This window comes from Chryseobacterium oleae (genome assembly GCF_900115055.1).
Lineage (GTDB): Bacteria > Bacteroidota > Bacteroidia > Flavobacteriales > Weeksellaceae > Chryseobacterium > Chryseobacterium oleae.
The window spans coordinates 960888-980147 of the sequence record NZ_FOVD01000001.1 but is presented as its reverse complement, the minus strand read 5'-3'; the positions used below and the strand labels follow the sequence as shown (position 1 = coordinate 980147).

Sequence of the window (19260 nt, the reverse complement as noted above, 5' to 3'; positions counted from 1 at the left end):
GCATCCCGAAAACTCGAAACCCGCACCCGTATTATGGAAATAAAAGATATTGTAAAAAAAGTAAAGCAGATAGAAATCCGTACCCGAAAGAAGACGGAAGCTTCGCTTATGGGACAGTATCACAGTGCTTTTAAAGGACAGGGGATGACTTTCTCGGAAGTGCGCCCTTATCAGTTCGGAGACGAAATCAGAAGAATCGACTGGAACAAAACAGCCCGATTTCGTGAGCCGTTCGTTAAAGTAATGGAAGAGGAGAGGGAACTCACCATGATGATTGTGGTAGATATTTCCGCCTCTATGGATTATGGAACCAAAAACCAGCTGAAAAGGGAATATGTAGCTGAAATCGCTGCCAGCCTTGGATTTTCTGCTGCCGGAAATAATGATAAAGTAGGACTGATCCTGTTTGCTGATAAAGTATATAAAGTGATTCCGCCGCAGAAAGGCAGAAAGCATATTCTTTCGATCATCAGTAATATTCTGACCGCCGATTATGTGCCTGCCGTGTCAAAAATTGATAAGGCGATGGAATATATGATGGGGATTTTTAAAAGGAAATCTCTGGTTTTTCTGTTCTCGGATTTTGAAGATACCTATGACTCCAAAATGCTGAGAGTAGCCTCCAAAAAACATCAGCTGCTCGGAATGAGAATCTATGACGAAAAAGATAATGAAATCCCTGATGTAGGTTATGCGCTCCTGCATGATGCCGAAACAGGAAAAGAAGTCTGGGCCAATACGTCCAGCGCAAGATGGAGGTATACGTTTGCCGAAGCCCAAAAACAGAAAGTCCGCGCTCTGGAAGAAGATTTTGCCAACAGCTCGGCCAGCTTTATGAATATGAGCACAGGTGCTGACTATTCCAAAATGCTGTATAATTATTTCCAGAAGAAGTAATTCTAATAACAAACTTTCTCCTATTGAAAAAAAACACTTTTATACTATTGCTTTTACCTTCTGTATTTTGTTTTGGACAAAACAAAACGGTGACTGCTGAAGTATCGGTAGTGGAACCGGAGGTGAATAGTAGTTTAAAAGTTCCGGCCAGTCAGTGTAAATATGTGATGGAGCCTGTTTATCTCCGTAATGAACATAGTGTGATCTATCACGATTGTAATACCAGAAAATACCTGCCGGTAAAAGGAAAGGATCTCACTATTCCTAAAAACAATTCTGAAGGCTTTTTTGCATTGGATAAAGAAGGAGTTTATTATAAGGGAGATTATATCAAAATAGATACAACCGGATTCAAAATAGTAGGACAGATTGGTGATCATCAGGAGGCACTTTGGAAAGTAAAGGGAAAAGTATATAAAAACTTTACACAGATTCAGGTTTCGGATCCGGATACTTTCATGCCGGCTTATTGTGCGAATGGTGACTATTATAAAGATAAAAATTTCATCTATTACCGTGATAAAAAGATGCCGGATGCAGATGTAAAGACGGCATTTGAAGCCTGCAGGGAATATTTTTATGACAAAAACTATTTATATCTTAACGGAAAAATAGCCAAAGTGAATAATGAAGTTTTGTTTTCTATAAACGAAGCACTGGCCAAAACTAAAACAAAAGTATATTCCAGAGATATGAGGCCACATCCGGAAATGGATGCAAAAACAATCCGGCCGCTTTCAAGAAGGTTTTCTGCGGATGCAAAAAATGTTTATTATAATCTGGAGAAACTTCCGGTAAAGGGATATTTCAAAAATCTGAAGGCATGGGATCAGGTCAATTCCGCCTATCTTTCAGACGGTCATTCGATATGGATGGCGGATGGAAAACAGGATACTGATCTGGATGCGAAGACCTTTGGAATGCTTCCCCACTCAGATTTCTTTTATGACCAAAAAGGAGTGTACAAAAAAATATATTCAGAAAAACTGAAGAAGGCTGTGAATGAAAAATTCCCTTTTGATTATACGGATGATGTTTCGGAACAGAATCTTTTTATAACAGATAATTCCTGGTATATTGTCTACAAAAATCAGGCGTACGATCCATGGAATAAGGTTATTTATAAAAACCTTACAGACGGAAAGCTGGCTGCAGCAAGACAAAATACCCTGAATTTGTCAAAAGAAATAGAAGACAGAAAAATAGAAAAGCAGTTTAGCCAGAATCTTTATCTGGCAGATGGTAAGATCTACTGTCATGGTCAGGAAACAGATGCAGATGCAGGAAGCTTTACCAGTGTAGGTGCTAATTGGAATTTTTATAAAGATTCAAAGAATGTATACCGGTATATCGGATATGGCGAAAACAGTAAATTGACAACAATAAAAGGAATAGATCCGCAGACTGTGGAAACTTTCGGAAATTTTTTAAAGGATAAAGATTATATTTATAGTGGAAACTATAAAATGATAGACAGTAAAAATGCTCAGCTTTTGGGCGTGTTTACAGGATACAGACCCGGATGTGGATTAGACAGAAATCCTTCATCCAATTATTATCTGTTCAGAAATGATTCAGGATTTTGGCTTGTAATGATATCTGGCAAAGTTGTGATACGGAATTTAGGCATGGAACTTCCTGCGGGATGGCATGACGGAATTAAAGAATTTGAATTAAAGCCTTCTGTTTATTAGCAGTAAGGCAGTATTGATATAAAGAATGAAATTGCAGAACATATTTTTAATTATATTTTTTCTTATCGGTGGAAATGCTTTTTCACAGATATTGTCCTCGAAGCTCGAAAAGAAGACCCTTGCTTTAGGTGAAGTCAATCGCTTAACGATTAAAATTGACAATGTGCATGACCTGCAGGTCGTGGCTGCGCCTAAAAACGAGCTGCTTCCTTTCCATTTTGAGGAAATTAAAGACAGCATCGGACAGAATCAGAATTTCTACGAGAGAAAAATTGAGTTTTCTGTCTATGACGAGGGGAAATTTACCATTCCCGAACTGGAGTTCAATGTAGGAGGAAAGATTTTAAAAACCATTCCTTATGAAATTGATGTGATCAATACCGCTCAAAAGGCCGATCAGATCAATGACATCATGAATAATAAAGAAGTAAAGCTTGAAACCAAAGATTATTGGGAACTCTATAAGTTTTACATTCTCGCTGCTCTTGCGGTGATTGCACTGATTATTGCCGTCATTATGTTTATCAAATGGGGCAGAAAATCGAAAAGCTCACCTGCGGTTGCAACCAATCAGACTTTAAAAGAGCTGGATTCCTTAAAAAAGAAAAAATACATTGAAGGCGGTAATTTCCGTTCCTTTTATGTTGAATTAATAGAGATATCAAGAACATTCATCGCCAAACAGTACCATCTCCCGGCGGATGTTCTTCTTACCGACGATCTTATTGAGGTTATGAAAAAGAACAACACCATTTCCCAGGAAAACGAAAAGATCGTGGAAGATGTATTTTTAAGAGGAGACCTGGTGAAATTTGCCAAGACTTTCCCTGATCAGACGACCATGGAAAAAGATTTTGCAGATATCCGCGATTTTGTGAAGAGATCATCAAAAGATTTAGAATTTGAAAACTTAAGAAAGGATGCCTGATTTTGAATTTTACAGTCCGTGGTTCCTGCTTCTTTTTCTGCTCTTCATTCCCCTTTTTATTAAAGATGCGGGTGGAAAGCAAAGGAAAGGCATAAAAGTTCCTACCATCCAGAATATGGATGACAGTGGAGGAATCCGTGCCGTGCTTGTTTTGCTTAAACTTTCGAAATATATCATTCTTTCTGCGCTGATTATTGCGATGGCCAGACCGAGAACTTTTACAGTCTCTCAGGACCGGGATGATACCAAAGGGGTAGATATTATGCTTTCTATAGACGTTTCACTGAGTATGCTTGCGAAAGACCTTAGTCCGGACCGTATTACTGCATTAAAAGATATTGCCACCAAGTTTGTTCAAAAGCGCCCGAACGACAGAATAGGGGTTGTGGCTTATGCTGCAGAAGCATTTACCAAAGTACCGGTGACTTCGGATCATCAGGTGGTTATTGACGAAATTAAAAACCTTAATTCTGCAGGCCTTGAGCCAGGAACAGCGATTGGAGAAGGACTTTCCGTAGCGGTCAATCACCTGACCAAAAGCAAAGCTAAAAGTAAGGTGGTAATTTTGATGACGGACGGAGTAAGCAATATTCAAAATGCAATACCTCCGCAAGTCGCTGCAGAACTGGCCAAAAACAATAATATAAAAATATACTCCATAGGGATCGGAACCAATGGTTTTGCACTGATGCCTACCTCACAGGATATTTTCGGGGATCTGATCTTCACTGAAACGGAAGTAACGATTGATGAAAATACTTTGAGAGAAGTGGCGCAGACTACAGGAGGTAAGTATTTCAGAGCGACTTCCAACAGCAGTCTGGAGGAAATTTATGATGAAATCAACCAGTTGGAAAAATCTGATATTAAGGTTTCCAAGCTGTACAACTATGATGAATATTTTAAAATCTTCCTATGGATCGCATTGGGAATGCTGTTTTTTGATGCATTACTGCGATGGGTATTATATAAATTTTTAAGCTGATGAATTGGTCTTTAGGAAATTACTGGTATTTACTTTTGTTGCTGCTTTTGCCGCTGCTGTCTTTCTTTCTGGTCCGCTATCTGAAGTGGAAAAAGAAAAAGAGGGAGATTTTTGCAGACAGCAGATTTCACGATAGTTTATTTGAAAACAGATCGGGATTTACAAAATTTTTCCCTGTTCTATATCTTTTGGGAACACTTTTCCTGATATTTTCCATTATCGACCTGTTGAATGGTTCGGAAGAAGTGAAAACCAATCAAAGACTTAATAACGTAATATTCATGCTGGATGTTTCCAATTCTATGAATGCGGAAGATATTGATCCCAGCCGTCTCATAGAAGCAAAGAATCTGATGTTGAGCACTATGCAGAAGATGAAGAATGATAAGATCGGGATTGTGATTTTTGCTGGGGAAGCAGTTTCCATTATGCCGCTTACGACAGATTACGGAACTGCGGAAACGTACATAAGTGCTTTGGAGACAAGTTCTATGAAGATTCAGGGGACGGATTTTCTGAAAGGAATGCAGGCCGCCGCTGAAAAGTTTAAAAATGTAAGCAAAGGGTCAAGAAAGGTCATCCTGCTGAGCGATGGTGAAGATAATGAAGGGAATGACAATGCAGCCATCCGACTGGCTAATAGGGAAGGAATTTCCATAACATCAGTAGGAATAGGAACAGACGAAGGCGCACCGGTACCGGAATATGTTTTCGGACAGCTGATGGGCTACAAAACGGATATGGATGGAGGAACGGTTATTTCCAAAAGACAGACCGAGGCCCTTAAAAAAATGGCAGAATCTACAGGAGGGGATTATATCGATGGAAACAACATCAATGAGGCGCCTAATAAGATCATCGATGCCATGAATAAAAAGGCTTCATCCGCACAGACTTTGGTGAGATCTCAGAACGCGAATCATTATTATCAATATTTTTTAATAGTATCCATTTTCTTCTTCTTTTTAATTTATATATTGAACCCGAAAAAAGATTTCAACGTATAATATTTTATTCTTTGTTTATCAAGATTTTAAATAAATACTTTAACCGAACTTTAACAAATAGAAGTCTGTTTATTAACATATAAACGAATAATTTTGCATTTGATGAATACTAAAATCATTTTTTTATCGTTTCTAATTGCTTTATCATTCTCAAACCTCATGTTTGGGCAGGAAAACTATCGTACACTGGTGTATGAAGGCAATCAGAAATTCAACGGTAAAGATTATGATGGAGCATCTTCCAAGTATATGGAGGCGGTAAAAAAGAATGAAAAAGATTTTACAGCTCATTATAACCTGGGGAATGCACTGTATAAAAGCAAGAAGTATGAAGAGGCCAAAGCAGAATTTGACAAAGCCCAAAAGCTTTCACAAACCCTGCCTGATAAAACGGCTGCCCTTCACAACCTTGGAAACACGTATATGCAGATGAACCAGCCGGAAAAAGCGGCTGATTATTATAAGCAGGCCCTGAAACAGGATCCTTATAATGAAGCGACGAGAAAGAACTTTGAAATTGCCAAGCTGAAAGAAAAAGAAAAGCAGCAGCAAAAGAACGAGAAGAATAACTCAGGAAAAGGCGGTGGCGGCGGTGATGATCAGAACAAAGGGGATGATCAGAAAGGCGATAAAAAAGATCAGAAACAGGATCAGGGCAATGGCCCGCAGAATGAAGGGAAAAGCGATCAGGGGAATACTCCTAAGCAGGACCAGAACAATGAAGGGAAGATCCCTAAAGACTTAGAAAATGCCATATTAGATAAAGTAAGCGAAAAAGAAAAAGAAACCGCCAGAAAAATCTTAAATAAGAACTCTTATTCGACGCCTCAGAGCAACGAAAAAGATTGGTGATGCAGCAGAAATTATTTTACATATTATTTATTTTTGCATCCGTAATTTCTTACGGACAGGTTAACCTGTTTATGGAGTCCGATAAAACAGATTATAATGGAAAGGACATTGTGAACCTTACGATTATTCTCGAACTTAATGGAGTAGACCTTGAGCCACAGACCCGTTTTCAGCTTCCCGATCTTTCGAAATTTACCATCATTGGAAGCGGATCAGTAACCAATACCGTGATCGACCCGGCTACCAATACCCTTATTACTCAAAAAGTAACCAGAATTGCTCTTGAGCCCAAGAAAAAAGGGAAGGTAAAGATTGGTTCCGTATTGGTAACGGTTAATAACAAGATTTACAAGACCGAACCTTTCGACGTTAATATAAAAGACATTATTGAAAAGAGATCTCTTGCTACGAATATGGCCAGCGAGATGTATCTGAATATGGAGATTGAAGACCGTGAGGTATATCAGGATCAGCCAACCATAGCCGTTTTGAGGGTGTACTCTAAAAACATGGACAATTTCAGAAAGGTGAAAGATGTCCGTCTTCCGCATCAGGATAACATCAATGTACATGCGATAAGCATGAGCAAATCGGAGATTGATCCTTCCGGGGCAGGAAATATGGCTTCACAGACTTTGGCGGTATTTATGGTGTTTCCTAACGAAGCAGGCTATGTAGAAGTTTCTTCCGTATCAGCATCGGTAAGCTCTTATGCGAATAAAAATAAAATTGTTTCTAATAAAGTAAAGCTTAATGTAAAAAAACTTCCGGAAGGATCCCCTGAATGCTTCAAAAATGCAGTCGGGAACTTCAGTGTGAATGTTTATAATGCATCAAAAGATAAGATAGAGGTTGAAAAGCCGATCCATGTGATTGTTAAAGTTTCGGGAGAAGGAAACCTTCCCGATATGTATATTCCAAAAATCTTAGCGTCTCCGGACTATGAAGTTTTTAGCCCGAAAATTACCTCAAAAGTAGCTCCGGGAACAACGGGAATGAAAGGAGAAATGTTTGCGAATTATGTATTGATTCCTAAAAAGTCAGGCGCTATCTCGATTCAGACTGAACAATTTGCTTTCTTTGATCCGGCAAGCCGTGAATATGTAGATCTTGGACAGGAAACCCTGGCATTGAATGCATTTTCTCATGACCAGATCCTTGAATCCCGTACAACGGTTGAAAAGGTAAACGAGTACACCAATACACTTTTAGAAACCGTAAATACTCCGGTGCTAAAAACAACCACATTTAAAGTAAAAGAAAAAAGTAAATTCCACTGGAACATTCTTTTAACCAATATTGCCATTCTTGTAGGATTATTTTTGGTTTATCTGTTATTTAAGACTTGGCAAAAAAAACGAGCGTTAGTTAGAGAAACAGCATCTCCGAAACCGCTTGGTTCTGTGGCAGAAACAGAAAAAGAAATCAGAGAAACACTGAAGACGGATATCAATGATTATTTCAGCTATCTTGAAAATCTTAAGGATAACGGCGATTATCCAAAGTTCTTTGATACGCTGGAAGAAATGGATCTTGAGGTAAGAAATCAGTATTTCAAGAGTTCTTCAGAGGAATTCAGAACATTTTTGGAAAGTCATAAAGGATCTTCCGTTGCGGAGGAGTACAGAAATCTGTTGCAAAGAATTCAAATGGAGAAATACTCACCTTTGAAATCTGCAGAGGGTATGGATGAACTTTTAAAAGCAGTTGTTAATTTGTATTCACGAATTAGCAAATAATCACTTTTTTTTCATATTTTTGCGAAATTATTAATTACAAAGAGATGGAAATATTTAATGATTTCTCTATTAAAGAGATCGTTACCTGCTTTATGGTTCTTTTCGCCGTGATCGATATTATCGGTTCTGTTCCTATTGTGGTAAGCCTTCAGCAGAAGTTTGGCCAGATAGAAGCCGGAAAAGCATCTATTACTGCCGGAGTGATCATGATTGTTTTTCTTTTCGTGGGAAACAAAATTCTAAAGCTTATCGGAGTAGACGTCAACTCATTTGCCATTGCAGGAGCTTTTGTGATTTTTATCATAGCCCTGGAAATGATTTTGGGAATCGAGATCAACAAAACCACTGAAGCAAAAGCTGCATCCATTGTCCCTATTGCGTTTCCGCTGGTTGCCGGTGCAGGAACCCTTACGACAACACTATCTCTGAGAGCTGAATTTCATGACATTAATATTATTTTAGGAATTGTTCTCAATACAATTTTCGTATATTTGGTGCTGAAATCAGCGAAGTGGCTGGAAAACAGAATGGGGGAGGCAACACTGTCTATTCTTCAGAAAGTTTTCGGGATCATTCTTTTGGCGATTTCAATAAAATTATTCACCGCTAACTTTGCCCAATTGGTGCAGAACTATATTAATTTTTAAGAATCATGCAGAAGTTTTATAAAGTATTTCTAGTTGTGTTTATCGTTTTTATTGCCATCAATCTTTATGCATTAGACTGGCAGACGGATCTTTTATCAGAAGATAACCTGAAGTTTGTATTTTCAATCGCTTCAGCAGTTCTCGGTTTGATTTTGCTTTTCGTGTTAGATACATGGAGCAGGATTGGAGTGAAGAAATAATCTCAGAATCACATTATTCTATATAATAAAACCTCTTTCGCTGGAAAGAGGTTTTTTGTTTTTACTACTGGTGGCTTCGAGGTCCTCAGCCACCAGGTAGGCTTTATAAAATTAAGCGTACATCCGGGAAATAATAAGGCAAAAATCTCTGGGTGGCTGAGGCACTCGAAGCCACCTCTCACCCTAAGAAATCACAAGATTCTTTAAAACAGCCTCCGATTTCAGTTCCGTTTCACGCCACTCTTTTTCTGCATCGCTCTGCGCAGTGATTCCTCCACCTACAAAAATGTGTACAGAATCTTTATAAAGTCTCGCGCATCTGAGATTCACAAAATACATGACACTTGCATCGGTTTCTACTTTAATGAAGCCGGCATAGAATTCACGTGGAAATTTTTCAAACTTCTGGATTTTCTGTTTGCAGAAATCTTTTGGAATTCCACACACTGCCGGAGTAGGATGGAGATCATGAATAAGGCTGTCGAGATCCTCAGGCTGTATACGGGCCTTAAAATCTGTTCTGAGGTGCTTGATGTTTCCCGAAATATGATCATAGGTTTCCGATACTTCTATGTTCTCCGAGTAGTTTTCAAGAATATCCTTGATATAAGACGTAACGGGTTTTTGCTCTTCAATTTCCTTCTCTGTCCATTCTTCAGATACCGGAAGTGTTCCGGCAAGGCTCATGGTCTCAAACTGGTGTGTTGTTTTATTGAATTTCCCCAAAGTCTCTGAAAATGCACCCATCCAGGCATTCTGTCCGTCATTAAAGATATATCTGAAAGCGTTTGGATAAGACGTGCAGAGCTTTTTAAAACTTTCTTTACAATCGATTTCGTTAAAGTCGGTGAAAATTTTCCTTCTTGAGTAGACGAGTTTAGGAAGATCATGGTCTTTAATGACCTCAATGACCTGATGAAGCGTCTTTATGTATTCGTCTTTGGTTTCTTCGTTGAAATGACTTTCATCTTTCAGCAGATTTTCATTCGTAATGGTATCGTTCTCAAACTGCTCGGAAGCGTTGATGATATGACCATCAAAAGTAATCTGCCTCAAAAGATCAAAAGACTGAAAGCTTACGGATTCTTTGTCTGGTTGCTGATCGGTAGAATATAACGTTTCGTCGAAAGGAAGTTTGAAATAAATCATTAATTATGGATAGATTTTGAAAATCACCAGCTGGAAATCGTATAGGAAATTCCCAGATTGATTTTCCTTTCAGCAAAGGTATTATTAGTCTTAAAAATGTCAAAATTAAAAGTAGAGTTTTTTAACGAAATATTCCTCATTTTGTATTCCTGATACTCTAAAGACAGAAGAAATTTGCGCATGATCCGGTATTGGATCCCAAAAGAATATCCGAAGTTGATTTCTTTGGACTTAAAATCATCCAGCTTGTTCAGAACATTGTTTTCAGGAACCATAAACTGCATCTTGTAGACATTCTGATTGGCCAAAATACCTATAAATGGTCTGAACTTTTTCCACTCGTAGAATAATTTCAGCTGTAATGCATATTCCAGATGTTTGTCATTAAATTTTTGGAATAGAAGCGGTTGTTTGTCTTCTGTAAAATAGTAGCCGTCCAGCCAGGTTTCTGCTTTATTGGCATCAAGGTTAAAAGTAGAATTCCAGTAATAAACATGAGCAGAAAGCATCACCGAAAATCGCTTATAAACGCTTCTTGAAATCCATACTCCTGCATTGAATCCAGTTTGCTGCGGGTTTTCAGATGATTCTTTAGCCCAGCTGCTGTTTTTTAACCCGATTCCGGCCTCCGCACCAAAATCGAATTTTAGTGTTTTAATGATTATTCCATTTGTAGTGTCTGTAATTGTAATGTACTTATTATCTGCAGCAATGGGATCGATAATCACCGAATGTTTGGAATGGATACCAACAGGTTCTACCTTTAGGGCTTTTTCTAAATAAATGGTATCATAAACAATAACTTTTTCATACACATAAAGCGTATCTGTCTTTTTTCTCTGGGCATTAAGAGGATACAGAATAAGAAAAGAAATGATTAAGATTAATTTTTTTACAGCCATAATGGGTTTATCTCTCAACATAAATAGTGTCTCTCTGAATGATTTTTTTTATAATAATCACTTTATGAGAAGCGGAATCAGCGTACTCTTTTTTTATTATTTTTTTTGAAGATACTAAGTTTTTTGTTTTGATAGTAGAAGAATTATCTGTTTCTACATCTTTCTTGGTTTCTGAATTTGATTTCTGAGAGATTGAGCTATGTTTTAAAGCTTCCTCCTGATCTGTTTTAGTTTCATGGGATGAGACGGATTTTTCTTTTGATTCAGAATCTGAGATATTGGAATGAAGTGCTCTCACTAAAGCATTTTTTGGATTAAATAATAAAACAGATCCAACGATAATAATGAAAAGAGTAGATCCGATAATAATTTTTTGTTTCCAAAAATTATTTGATGTAAACAAGATCGTATTAAGCGGAATATCAGAAGGAATTTCAAAACTTTTAGAGGGTGAAATAGCAAAATCTGAAAACTTACTTTTAAAAGTCTGTGCCCATAATAGTCCTCCAAATCCCAAGAAAATTAAAAGCTGCGAAGTTTTGTTTTTTTGAGTTTCACTACTGATAAAATGGGTCGTCAAATAATTCTGAATAAATTTTTTCGCCCTCATTAAATGTGACTTTGAGGTGTTGACAGGGATTTTCAACACGCTTGAAATCTCCGCATGTGAATAGTTTTCAATATAATATAGGTTGAAGACCGATTTGTGATGAGGAGGCAGGCTGTCTATAGATTTTAAGAGCTCTTCTCTTGTAAAATTGTAAGCTAGAATGTGGTTTGTTTCGTCAATGACAGAGGTTGCAATCATTTCGGTAGAGGTATCTGAGATTTCTGATAGTTCGCTGGTAAGGAAAACTTCTTTGCTGGATTTTCGGATATATTGTAAAGCATTATTCACTACAATTTTTTTTAGCCATGCAAATAGAGTCTTTTCATCTTTAAGCTGATGGTTTTTCTGTATGGCAGTAATGAAACTATCCTGCACAATATCTTCAGCCGTGCCAACATCCTGTACATATCTACGGCAAATCCCCAAAAGTTTTGGGGAGTTTTCACTATATATTTTTTGCCAGTTGAATTGCATCAGTTTTGTACCACAAAAACAGAGGTAAAAGCATTTCCCGAAGGAACATTATTAGCGGTGTGTACTATATGCTGTGTCTCTGTTCCATTTATGAAAACTTTCTGGGCAATATTAAGCGAACCTGCCTGAGAAAGCATTTGACAAATCATATATGTATTACCTGCCAGTACCTTTAAATCTGTTATATCATTATATCCATTAGGATTATTTATTGGAATCGTATTTCCATTCTTATAATAAGCCTGCCCAAAAAAAGAATAGATATCACTATTATCTAACACGATATTTACACGGCCTCCGGAAGAAGAATAATGATTGGTATTGGTAAGCAGGTTTTTATAGTAAGAAGTATGGGCATTTGTATCATGAATAACCATGAATACACCGTTCGTATTAGATTCTATACCGTGTGCCAATGAATTATTTTGTATAATGGATGTATAATTATTATTTTTATAGTAACCGATTTCAGAATTATTAGGAGCCGGATATTTTATAACAGGAACATAAACGTCACTGTTATGGACTGTGATGTCAGTAAGGTATCCACCGGTATTAGAGTTTGTCTGTGTGAATAATACATTTTTTACTCCATTTTTCCAATAACAATGTTCAATGGGATATATGGCTGTTCCTCTTAAAGTTCCTACTGCATAAATATCATTATTTTTAACATAAAAATTTCTGATTTGTAATTTACTATTAGATGGCAAGCCTAAATAGGAGTATAAGTCATATTTTGTATTATTCTTCCAGAAATTTCCATCTGCAAAAACGTACACATTGTTATTCTCAACAATTATTTTTTTTGGATCTATATTGGTACCGTTTACCAAATCTACTTTAACATTATTTTTCCAATAACAAGCTTTATTATTTTCTTTGCCTGCAACATAAACATCAAATGATACTACATTTTTTTGCACAGGATCAGGATCAGTATCGTGGCAAGAAATCAGAAAAGTAAGTAACAATAGTAAAAATAAGTTTTTCATAATCTTTTTTCTTATAAGATGACAAAAATGAAAAAGGTTGCAGCAAGTATATAAAAAAAGACTCAAAAAAATTGAGTCTTCTGTTTTTTATTGATTTTTTTCTCTACTTCAGAATGATATTGTTGGTCATCGTGGTATGATTGATAAGTATTCCTTTTTCATCCCTGATTTCAATTTCTGAAACATGCATCGTTTTTCCTTTTCTGATGAAACGTGCTGTAGCCGTTACTATACCATCTTTCTTACTTTTAAGATGGTTCGAATTGATATTCGTTCCTACACCATAATATTTACTGCCGTCGATAAAAATATTAGACAGGCTTGATCCCAGTGTTTCTGCCAACACACAGCTTGCTCCTCCGTGCAGAATCCCGAACGGCTGGTGTACCTTTGGCTGTACCGGCATCGTAGCGGTCAGGGTTTCATTTTCAACGTCGATATCGATGAATTGTATTTCAAGTGTTTTGGCTAATGTTACCCCGTTTCCCCAGCTGTTCAGGAACACAAGGAGCTCTTCTTTAGTCTGACCTTTCATTATATTGGTATGAATGATAATTGATGAATGATGATTGATAAACGAATGACAAAAAGTATTTTCGCTAACTTCTAACTTCTAACTTCTAACTTCGTCCTCTGTACCGGTTCCCTTAATATTCGGGTTCCAGTTGGCAGGTATTTTAGGAACAATATCGTTTTTAATATAATATTCCTGAATCTCGTCCATAATCTCGGAAAAAGGAACAGAAGCGATTCTTTCGTAAGGAATGGTATAGCCTAAATACACAATATTTCTTTTGAAATCTCCTGCTGCCAGAACGATAGGGACTTTCGCCGCCAATGCCATATGATAGAATCCTTTTCTCCATTTCGGAACCCAGCTTCTGGTACCTTCCGGGGTGATTACAAGACTGAAATCTTCTTTATCAAACTGTTTGGCCACGAAATTCACCAGGTCATTTTTCTGACTTCTGTCGATCCCGATTCCACCAAGTCCTCTTACCACACTTCCGTACCAGGCTTTTGTATGAGCATCTTTAATGATAATTTTCAACGGCTTTTCTAAAGACCAATACGCAAGATTTCCCAATAGATATTCCATGTTGTGGGTGTGTGGTGCCACGACGAGGATACATCGGTTCAGACTTTTTGCATCGCCCTGCAGGACGACTTTCCAGCCCAGCATCTTTAACATTAATTTACCTATCAGTTTTCTCATATATCTTTAGATTAAAAACAAAAAAGTATAACCAAACAGGTTATACTTTACAAATATATTGAAATATTATCGCTCTTAAAACAAACCGCTGATTAAATCTGCGATCTTCATTACAATTTCTAATGCAACTTGTACCATGGTTAAGGTGTTTTTTATTGATTTGGTTAATTATTTTTAACTACACGAATGTATAACATTTTTTTAACATAACGAACTAAATAACGATTTTTTTTTCCGGTTTCTGAGAGAAGAAGAGTGTGAATTTCAAACGGTTGCCTTCCATTCACACCTCCTGCACTCTCTGAAGTTAATTATTTAGTTTGTATGGAGATTTCGTCTTTTCCGTCTTTGATTTTGATGTCTACGTTCTTGTTCATCTTTTTGATGCTGGACTTCATAGAATCAATAACCACGTCAGCCTGATTTTTCGGAACTTTTTTTCCGTTGATGATAAGGCTGTCTTTATCATCGGAGTTGTATTCAATTGTAGAACCGTTTACAGAAATTTTATTTTTTTCAATTCTGATATTTCCGTTCTCATCTCTGTCCTGATCGTCATCATTGATTCCGTCTCCGTTAAGATCTCCGTCGAAATCAATTCCGTCTTTTTTCACAGGAATTACGACTGCATTTTGAGGAATCACCAATTCGTAATCTACTCTGTAATGTCTGAATCTGTGTTCGTAAGGATACTTGATATAGTTTGGAAGCATTACCTTGTTTCCTACGATTTCTACAGGTACGTTGATCTGAACAGGAACGTTATAACCATTTCCTTCTTTTTTAATGATCAGGTAAGGTGTTTTCACCTCAGGTTTTCTTGTAACTTCTACAGAGATATAATCTTCTTTGTAAACCGTTTTCTTATCAGAATAAATATCATCATCGTAAGCGGTGAAATTCTGAGGAATATTAACCTGCTTCACATCTACATAAAGGGTATCAGAGGTGGTGTTGATGGCAATATTTTCTGTGTCTTCCTTGCTTCCTTTGTAGATCAGGTTTTTCTTAGCCATGCTTACTCCGAAATAAGTTCCAAGTCCGATAAGCAGAAGGAAAAGTCCTCCGATTACCCATCCGATATTTCTAAGTTTAGTCTTTGGAGAAAATATCTTGATGCTCAATAAGCTGAAAAGGATAGTAGGAATTAAACATCCGATGATCATGATCGCTACCAGCACTTTGTCCAGATTGTTGTCATCCATATAGAATCTCATCTCATTGGCCCCTGGAAAATCTGCATCCATACCAAACAGTCCGAAGATCACAAATATACCGATGATGCTTCCTATCGCCATTAGGACGAAGATTCCACCTACAAAGTATTTCAGGATATTCCATACTCCGCTCCCTGCGTTGTTGATGTAAGGTTTGGTTTCGTTGTACATTTCTCCGACCCTCTGAGTAGATTCGTTGGCAAACTGAACCAGTTTGTTGGATTCGCTCTTAAGATTGTCGAAGTTCATAGGCTTTCCCTTCATTTTCAGGTAATCTGCAGCGGTTTCCGCTTTTGGAAGTACAATCCAGAGAATAACATACAGAAGGCCGATCAGTGAAGAAGAAATCGCTGCTGTGAAAATACCCAGTACAAAGATTCCCAGCCAGATCGCTCTCATTGCAGTAATATCCATTCCTACATAGTGAGCAAGTCCTGCACATACTCCGGCTACTTTTTGTCTTTCCGGATCACGGAACAGTTGCTTCTTGTCTGTATATTCAGCGCCTGCCTGGTGTGTTCTTTTGGTGTTCTTTTCAGAATAGTAAGCTTCTTCCTGTTCTTCGATTTTTTCAGGAGATCCGATCTGTGCGATTACTTTCTCTACGTCTGTATCATTAATCACTTCACGTTTTCCTAAAGAATCTCTGAAGATTTCTACCATTCTTATTTCTATATCATGCATTACCTCCTCCTCCTCTGAAGCATCCAATGAGCTTCTCAGTGCATTCAGGTAATCGCTGAGCTTTATATATGCGTGTTCTTCTATGGTGAAAGAAAAACCTGCGAGTCCTATTGAGAGTGTCTTGTTCATAGCTTTGTTTTTTAAATTTTTTGAGTGATTTGGTTTACTGACGCTGTCAGTTCAGCCCATGTATTTTGAAGTTCGTCCAAGAAAAGTTTTCCTTTTTCTGTGATCTGGTAATATTTTCTTGGAGGTCCTCCTGTAGATTCTTCCCATCTGTAGGAAAGGAACTCGCCGTTTTTCAGTCTTGTAAGGAGAGGATAGAGGGTTCCTTCCACTACATCCAGTTTTCCTTTTTTAAGCTCATCGATCAGGTCGGAAACATACATTTCACGATGGTTGATGAGACTTAAAATACAGAATTCCAGAATTCCTTTACGCATTTGCGCTTTGGTATTTTCAGTATTCATCTTTAATAAGTTTTGTTAATTAGTTATATTTTCAGAATAATGTTCCTAGCTAGATGAACTTCTTCCGATTTTACATTACAAAGATATGTAATTAAAATGGTAATATGCAATACAAAGTAGTGAAATTTTTAAAAGAATTGATTTAATATATTGATTATCAGTTGAATAAATTTTTACTCAAAATTTTGATAATTGAATATCTGGTTAAAATCAACCGAAAAAATGACAAATTGTAGCTGGTGATTCGTATTTTTGTTCTTCATTTTCATGAAATATTTAAATTAATGTTATACCAAATGACAAAAACCTCTTTATTTTACCGGCCTTTATCTGCATTGCTGCTGCTGGGGCCTTTGTGCTTCGGACAATATCGCTTTATTGCTGAAGACGCTTCCAAAAAATATAATGCTGAAATTAATGTGGAAGAATGCCTCACCGATCAGTGCAGGCATAGAGCAAACGTTATCCTGTTCAATAAAAACGGCCAAAAAATTCAGACACTCGTTTCCGATGATATGGTTTTGTATTTTAAAGAAGGCTTCAAACCTTCAAAAATAGAGGTAATGCCGCTTACTTCAGGACTGATGCATGATGATCCCGTAATATTTGATGATTTCAATTTTGACGGAACGGAAGATGTTGCCTTGAGAAACGGCAGTGGAGGAAATTACGGAAGTGCTTCGTATGATGTATACGTCTTTAACTCAACCAGAAATCAATTTGTCCTGAGTAAAGAACTTACTGAAATTGGCAGCGCCTACCAGGGAATATTTGATGTAGATCCTAAACGTAAAAGATTAACTACTTATGCCAGATCCGGAGCGTCTTTACTGTACACCTACGAATACCAGGTTATTCCGAATAAAGGACTCGATCTGGTTTACGAAAAAATAAGTGATATGAGCGAAGAACCTGCTAAAGTCACTATAAAAGAAAAGATCAATAACAAATGGGTGGTTAAAAAAACAACCGAATAGCCTGGATTCAGGTTTGAGGGTCAGAGGGTTTTAGATTTTCGGGTTTATGAGTTTGAGAGTCATCGGGGTTTTAGTGTTGAAAATACAAATCACCCTCTTAATCTCTCTCAGTCTCAACCTTAGTAATTGAGGTTTCCAAACTCCCTGAGAATACATAAAAGCAAAATACTTTATCTCAAAGTCAGATTAAAACAATAAAAAGAAATGAAAATACAGAAGGAGATCGATTTTATCCTGGCAGTAGATGCCCTGAAAAACGTACAACGAAGAAATTACAATGCCGATGATTCCAGAAGAGAAAATACAGCAGAACACTCATGGCAGATCATTATCCTGGCACAAATCCTTTATCCATACGCTAAATACCGCGCAGATATTGATCTTTTAAGGGTAATAAGAATGTTATCCATTCACGATCTGGTGGAAATAGAAGCGGGTGATACTTTCCTTTTTGATGAAAAAGCCATGGTCGGGAAATTTGAAAGAGAAAAGATTTCAGCTCAGAAAATCTTTGGAATCCTTGATGAACCTTTACGAACAGAGTTCTTTGAATTGTGGCTGGAATTTGAGGAAGAAAGTACTCCGGACGCTATTTTTGCCTGTTCTATTGACCGTATCATGCCATTTATCTTAAACTCACACACTTCAGGAAAAAGCTGGACAGAAGCCGGTGTTACCGAAAAACAGATCAGAAATATGCTGGAAAATGCCATTACAAGAGCGTCAGACGAAATGGGAGAGGCTTTTGAAACTTTGCTGACCAGAAGTCTGGATACGGATAAGGTCGTAAGATAGATAGATTGAAAGCAAAATAAAGGTTTTTAAATTGCTGTTTTTGAATAGTGTAGATAGTTTCGGGGCGGCCGCAGGCCGCCCCGAAACTCATCAATTATAGTATTCTGATTGGTTTCTTAGATTCGTCAATCGCCACAAAAGTAAAATCTCCTACGATCGCTCTTTCTCTTTCATAAGAGTACATCTGCTCCGTGTAGATCTCCACATTCACTTTCATACTCGTTTTCCCAACGTAGGAAACCTTCCCGATCAGTTCTACGATAGTTCCTGCAGGAATAGGCTTTTTAAAATCAATTTTATCGCTGCTTACGGTAACCACTCTTTTTCTGGCAAAACGGGTGGCTGTGATAAACGCTACTTCATCCATCAGCTGCATGGCAGTACCTCCGAAAAGAGTATCATAATGATTGGTTGTGTTGGGGAAAACCGCTTTAAAAATTCTGGTTTCGGATGCTGCAATTCTTTCTTCTGTAGTCATATTTCATTATTAATTAATGCGAAATGAAATAGATCAAAATAACAGAGCAATGACAGGAATCATAGGAATTCCTGAAGCAGTCCATCAGATCAATAAACTTCAAATCGCGAAAGTTTCTTGTTTAAAGAAATAGGCAGGTCTCCTGACTTGTAACATCTTTTATCTCCTTCCCGTGCCCTGCACAGTGGATTCTTGATAAAGACTTCAGTTACTTACAGTTGCGCGACAGTCCGTGATTTTCACACGGTTCCCTTTTAATCTGCGTTAAGCAGAACCAGTTTCTGTGATGAATAAGCGTTAAACTTTTTCAGGGCAAAAATAAGAATATTACAGCGAAAAACGGT

20 protein-coding genes and 1 riboswitch are annotated in these 19260 nt (G+C 37.4%); of the genes, 11 read left to right on the top strand and 9 right to left on the bottom strand.

Annotated elements, in window-relative coordinates; translation table 11 throughout:
• The first annotated feature begins 33 nt into the window (after positions 1 to 33).
• The 9 genes from BM143_RS04370 (at position 34) to BM143_RS04330 (ending at position 8949) form a co-directional block, all read left to right on the top strand.
• A complete protein-coding gene (locus tag BM143_RS04370; protein ID WP_034728836.1) occupies positions 34 to 897 on the top strand; it encodes a DUF58 domain-containing protein in 864 nt (287 codons plus the stop codon).
• A 23-nt stretch (positions 898 to 920) separates the two neighbouring features.
• Positions 921 to 2591, top strand: coding sequence for a DKNYY domain-containing protein (locus BM143_RS04365; RefSeq protein ID WP_139221983.1), 1671 nt, complete (start codon positions 921 to 923; stop codon positions 2589 to 2591).
• A 31-nt stretch (positions 2592 to 2622) separates the two neighbouring features.
• A complete protein-coding gene (locus BM143_RS04360) occupies positions 2623 to 3519 on the top strand; it encodes a BatD family protein (RefSeq protein WP_394332557.1) in 897 nt (298 codons plus the stop codon).
• Entirely contained in the window at positions 3512 to 4504 is a 993-nt protein-coding gene (locus BM143_RS04355; protein WP_090023298.1) for a VWA domain-containing protein, read from the top strand. The genes BM143_RS04360 and BM143_RS04355 overlap by 8 nt, the downstream gene beginning before the upstream one ends.
• Positions 4504 to 5511 carry a vWA domain-containing protein gene (locus BM143_RS04350; protein ID WP_090023294.1) on the top strand — a complete coding sequence of 336 codons (1008 nt, stop codon included), beginning with the start codon at positions 4504 to 4506 and terminating at the stop codon, positions 5509 to 5511. The genes BM143_RS04355 and BM143_RS04350 overlap by 1 nt, the downstream gene beginning before the upstream one ends.
• A gap of 102 nt (positions 5512 to 5613) precedes the next feature.
• Complete coding sequence (locus BM143_RS04345) at positions 5614 to 6363, top strand: tetratricopeptide repeat protein (protein WP_051891283.1); 750 nt, start codon at positions 5614 to 5616, stop codon at positions 6361 to 6363.
• Entirely contained in the window at positions 6363 to 8102 is a 1740-nt protein-coding gene (locus BM143_RS04340; protein ID WP_090023292.1) for a BatD family protein, read from the top strand. The genes BM143_RS04345 and BM143_RS04340 overlap by 1 nt, the downstream gene beginning before the upstream one ends.
• Before the next feature lie 44 nt (positions 8103 to 8146).
• The gene (locus tag BM143_RS04335) at positions 8147 to 8749 is read left to right on the top strand and encodes a MarC family protein (RefSeq protein WP_034728847.1); all 603 of its coding nucleotides are present in this window, start codon (positions 8147 to 8149) and stop codon (positions 8747 to 8749) included.
• A gap of 5 nt (positions 8750 to 8754) precedes the next feature.
• The gene (locus BM143_RS04330; RefSeq protein WP_034728849.1) at positions 8755 to 8949 is read left to right on the top strand and encodes a hypothetical protein; all 195 of its coding nucleotides are present in this window, start codon (positions 8755 to 8757) and stop codon (positions 8947 to 8949) included.
• A gap of 183 nt (positions 8950 to 9132) precedes the next feature.
• Here BM143_RS04330 and BM143_RS04325 read toward each other — a convergent pair whose 3' ends face one another.
• From BM143_RS04325 to BM143_RS04290, 8 genes are all read right to left on the bottom strand, one after another.
• Positions 9133 to 10098, bottom strand: coding sequence for a chorismate-binding protein (locus tag BM143_RS04325; protein WP_090023290.1), 966 nt, complete (start codon positions 10096 to 10098; stop codon positions 9133 to 9135).
• Positions 10099 to 10121: 23 nt separating this feature from the next.
• Positions 10122 to 11021: an outer membrane beta-barrel protein gene (locus tag BM143_RS04320; RefSeq protein WP_090023288.1), complete on the bottom strand. Its 900-nt coding sequence runs from the start codon at positions 11019 to 11021 to the stop codon at positions 10122 to 10124.
• Entirely contained in the window at positions 11008 to 12084 is a 1077-nt protein-coding gene (locus tag BM143_RS04315) for an RNA polymerase sigma factor (protein ID WP_090023286.1), read from the bottom strand. The genes BM143_RS04320 and BM143_RS04315 overlap by 14 nt, the downstream gene beginning before the upstream one ends.
• On the bottom strand, positions 12084 to 13079 hold the full coding sequence (locus tag BM143_RS04310) for a hypothetical protein (protein ID WP_090023284.1): 996 nt from the start codon (positions 13077 to 13079) through the stop codon (positions 12084 to 12086). The genes BM143_RS04315 and BM143_RS04310 overlap by 1 nt, the downstream gene beginning before the upstream one ends.
• 103 nt (positions 13080 to 13182) lie before the next feature.
• Complete coding sequence (locus BM143_RS04305; protein ID WP_034728852.1) at positions 13183 to 13614, bottom strand: PaaI family thioesterase; 432 nt, start codon at positions 13612 to 13614, stop codon at positions 13183 to 13185.
• A 78-nt stretch (positions 13615 to 13692) separates the two neighbouring features.
• Positions 13693 to 14295: a 1-acyl-sn-glycerol-3-phosphate acyltransferase gene (locus BM143_RS04300; protein WP_090023282.1), complete on the bottom strand. Its 603-nt coding sequence runs from the start codon at positions 14293 to 14295 to the stop codon at positions 13693 to 13695.
• A gap of 311 nt (positions 14296 to 14606) precedes the next feature.
• A complete protein-coding gene (locus tag BM143_RS04295) occupies positions 14607 to 16325 on the bottom strand; it encodes a PspC domain-containing protein (RefSeq protein WP_090023280.1) in 1719 nt (572 codons plus the stop codon).
• Between the two features lie 11 nt (positions 16326 to 16336).
• The gene (locus BM143_RS04290; protein WP_034728860.1) at positions 16337 to 16666 is read right to left on the bottom strand and encodes a PadR family transcriptional regulator; all 330 of its coding nucleotides are present in this window, start codon (positions 16664 to 16666) and stop codon (positions 16337 to 16339) included.
• 296 nt (positions 16667 to 16962) lie between these two features.
• Between BM143_RS04290 and BM143_RS04285 the strand changes: the two genes are divergently transcribed.
• Both BM143_RS04285 and BM143_RS04280 read left to right on the top strand, forming a co-directional pair.
• Positions 16963 to 17643, top strand: a complete 681-nt coding sequence (locus tag BM143_RS04285; RefSeq protein ID WP_090023278.1) for an XAC2610-related protein — start codon at positions 16963 to 16965, stop codon at positions 17641 to 17643.
• A 204-nt stretch (positions 17644 to 17847) separates the two neighbouring features.
• Entirely contained in the window at positions 17848 to 18438 is a 591-nt protein-coding gene (locus BM143_RS04280; RefSeq protein ID WP_034728862.1) for an HD domain-containing protein, read from the top strand.
• Positions 18439 to 18532: 94 nt separating this feature from the next.
• Here BM143_RS04280 and BM143_RS04275 read toward each other — a convergent pair whose 3' ends face one another.
• Positions 18533 to 18916: an acyl-CoA thioesterase gene (locus tag BM143_RS04275; RefSeq protein ID WP_034728864.1), complete on the bottom strand. Its 384-nt coding sequence runs from the start codon at positions 18914 to 18916 to the stop codon at positions 18533 to 18535.
• A 115-nt stretch (positions 18917 to 19031) separates the two neighbouring features.
• Positions 19032 to 19210, bottom strand: a riboswitch (cobalamin riboswitch).
• Positions 19211 to 19260 lie beyond the last annotated feature (50 nt).

Bases quoted from the DNA above. Each gene is read 5' to 3' on its own strand.
- BM143_RS04355 (WP_090023298.1), top strand. From the start codon at position 3,512: ATGCCTGATTTTGAATTTTACAGTCCGTGGTTCCTGCTTCTTTTTCTG.
- BM143_RS04310 (WP_090023284.1), bottom strand. From the start codon at position 13,079: ATGAAAAACTTATTTTTACTATTGTTACTTACTTTTCTGATTTCTTGC.
- BM143_RS04345 (WP_051891283.1), top strand. From the start codon at position 5,614: ATGAATACTAAAATCATTTTTTTATCGTTTCTAATTGCTTTATCATTC.
- BM143_RS04295 (WP_090023280.1), bottom strand. From the start codon at position 16,325: ATGAACAAGACACTCTCAATAGGACTCGCAGGTTTTTCTTTCACCATA.
- BM143_RS04315 (WP_090023286.1), bottom strand. From the start codon at position 12,084: ATGCAATTCAACTGGCAAAAAATATATAGTGAAAACTCCCCAAAACTT.
- BM143_RS04370 (WP_034728836.1), top strand. From the start codon at position 34: ATGGAAATAAAAGATATTGTAAAAAAAGTAAAGCAGATAGAAATCCGT.
- BM143_RS04290 (WP_034728860.1), bottom strand. From the start codon at position 16,666: ATGAATACTGAAAATACCAAAGCGCAAATGCGTAAAGGAATTCTGGAA.
- BM143_RS04340 (WP_090023292.1), top strand. From the start codon at position 6,363: ATGCAGCAGAAATTATTTTACATATTATTTATTTTTGCATCCGTAATT.
- BM143_RS04320 (WP_090023288.1), bottom strand. From the start codon at position 11,021: ATGTTGAGAGATAAACCCATTATGGCTGTAAAAAAATTAATCTTAATC.
- BM143_RS04300 (WP_090023282.1), bottom strand. From the start codon at position 14,295: ATGAGAAAACTGATAGGTAAATTAATGTTAAAGATGCTGGGCTGGAAA.
- BM143_RS04275 (WP_034728864.1), bottom strand. From the start codon at position 18,916: ATGACTACAGAAGAAAGAATTGCAGCATCCGAAACCAGAATTTTTAAA.
- BM143_RS04335 (WP_034728847.1), top strand. From the start codon at position 8,147: ATGGAAATATTTAATGATTTCTCTATTAAAGAGATCGTTACCTGCTTT.
- BM143_RS04330 (WP_034728849.1), top strand. From the start codon at position 8,755: ATGCAGAAGTTTTATAAAGTATTTCTAGTTGTGTTTATCGTTTTTATT.
- BM143_RS04305 (WP_034728852.1), bottom strand. From the start codon at position 13,614: ATGAAAGGTCAGACTAAAGAAGAGCTCCTTGTGTTCCTGAACAGCTGG.
- BM143_RS04350 (WP_090023294.1), top strand. From the start codon at position 4,504: ATGAATTGGTCTTTAGGAAATTACTGGTATTTACTTTTGTTGCTGCTT.
- BM143_RS04285 (WP_090023278.1), top strand. From the start codon at position 16,963: ATGACAAAAACCTCTTTATTTTACCGGCCTTTATCTGCATTGCTGCTG.
- BM143_RS04280 (WP_034728862.1), top strand. From the start codon at position 17,848: ATGAAAATACAGAAGGAGATCGATTTTATCCTGGCAGTAGATGCCCTG.
- BM143_RS04325 (WP_090023290.1), bottom strand. From the start codon at position 10,098: ATGATTTATTTCAAACTTCCTTTCGACGAAACGTTATATTCTACCGAT.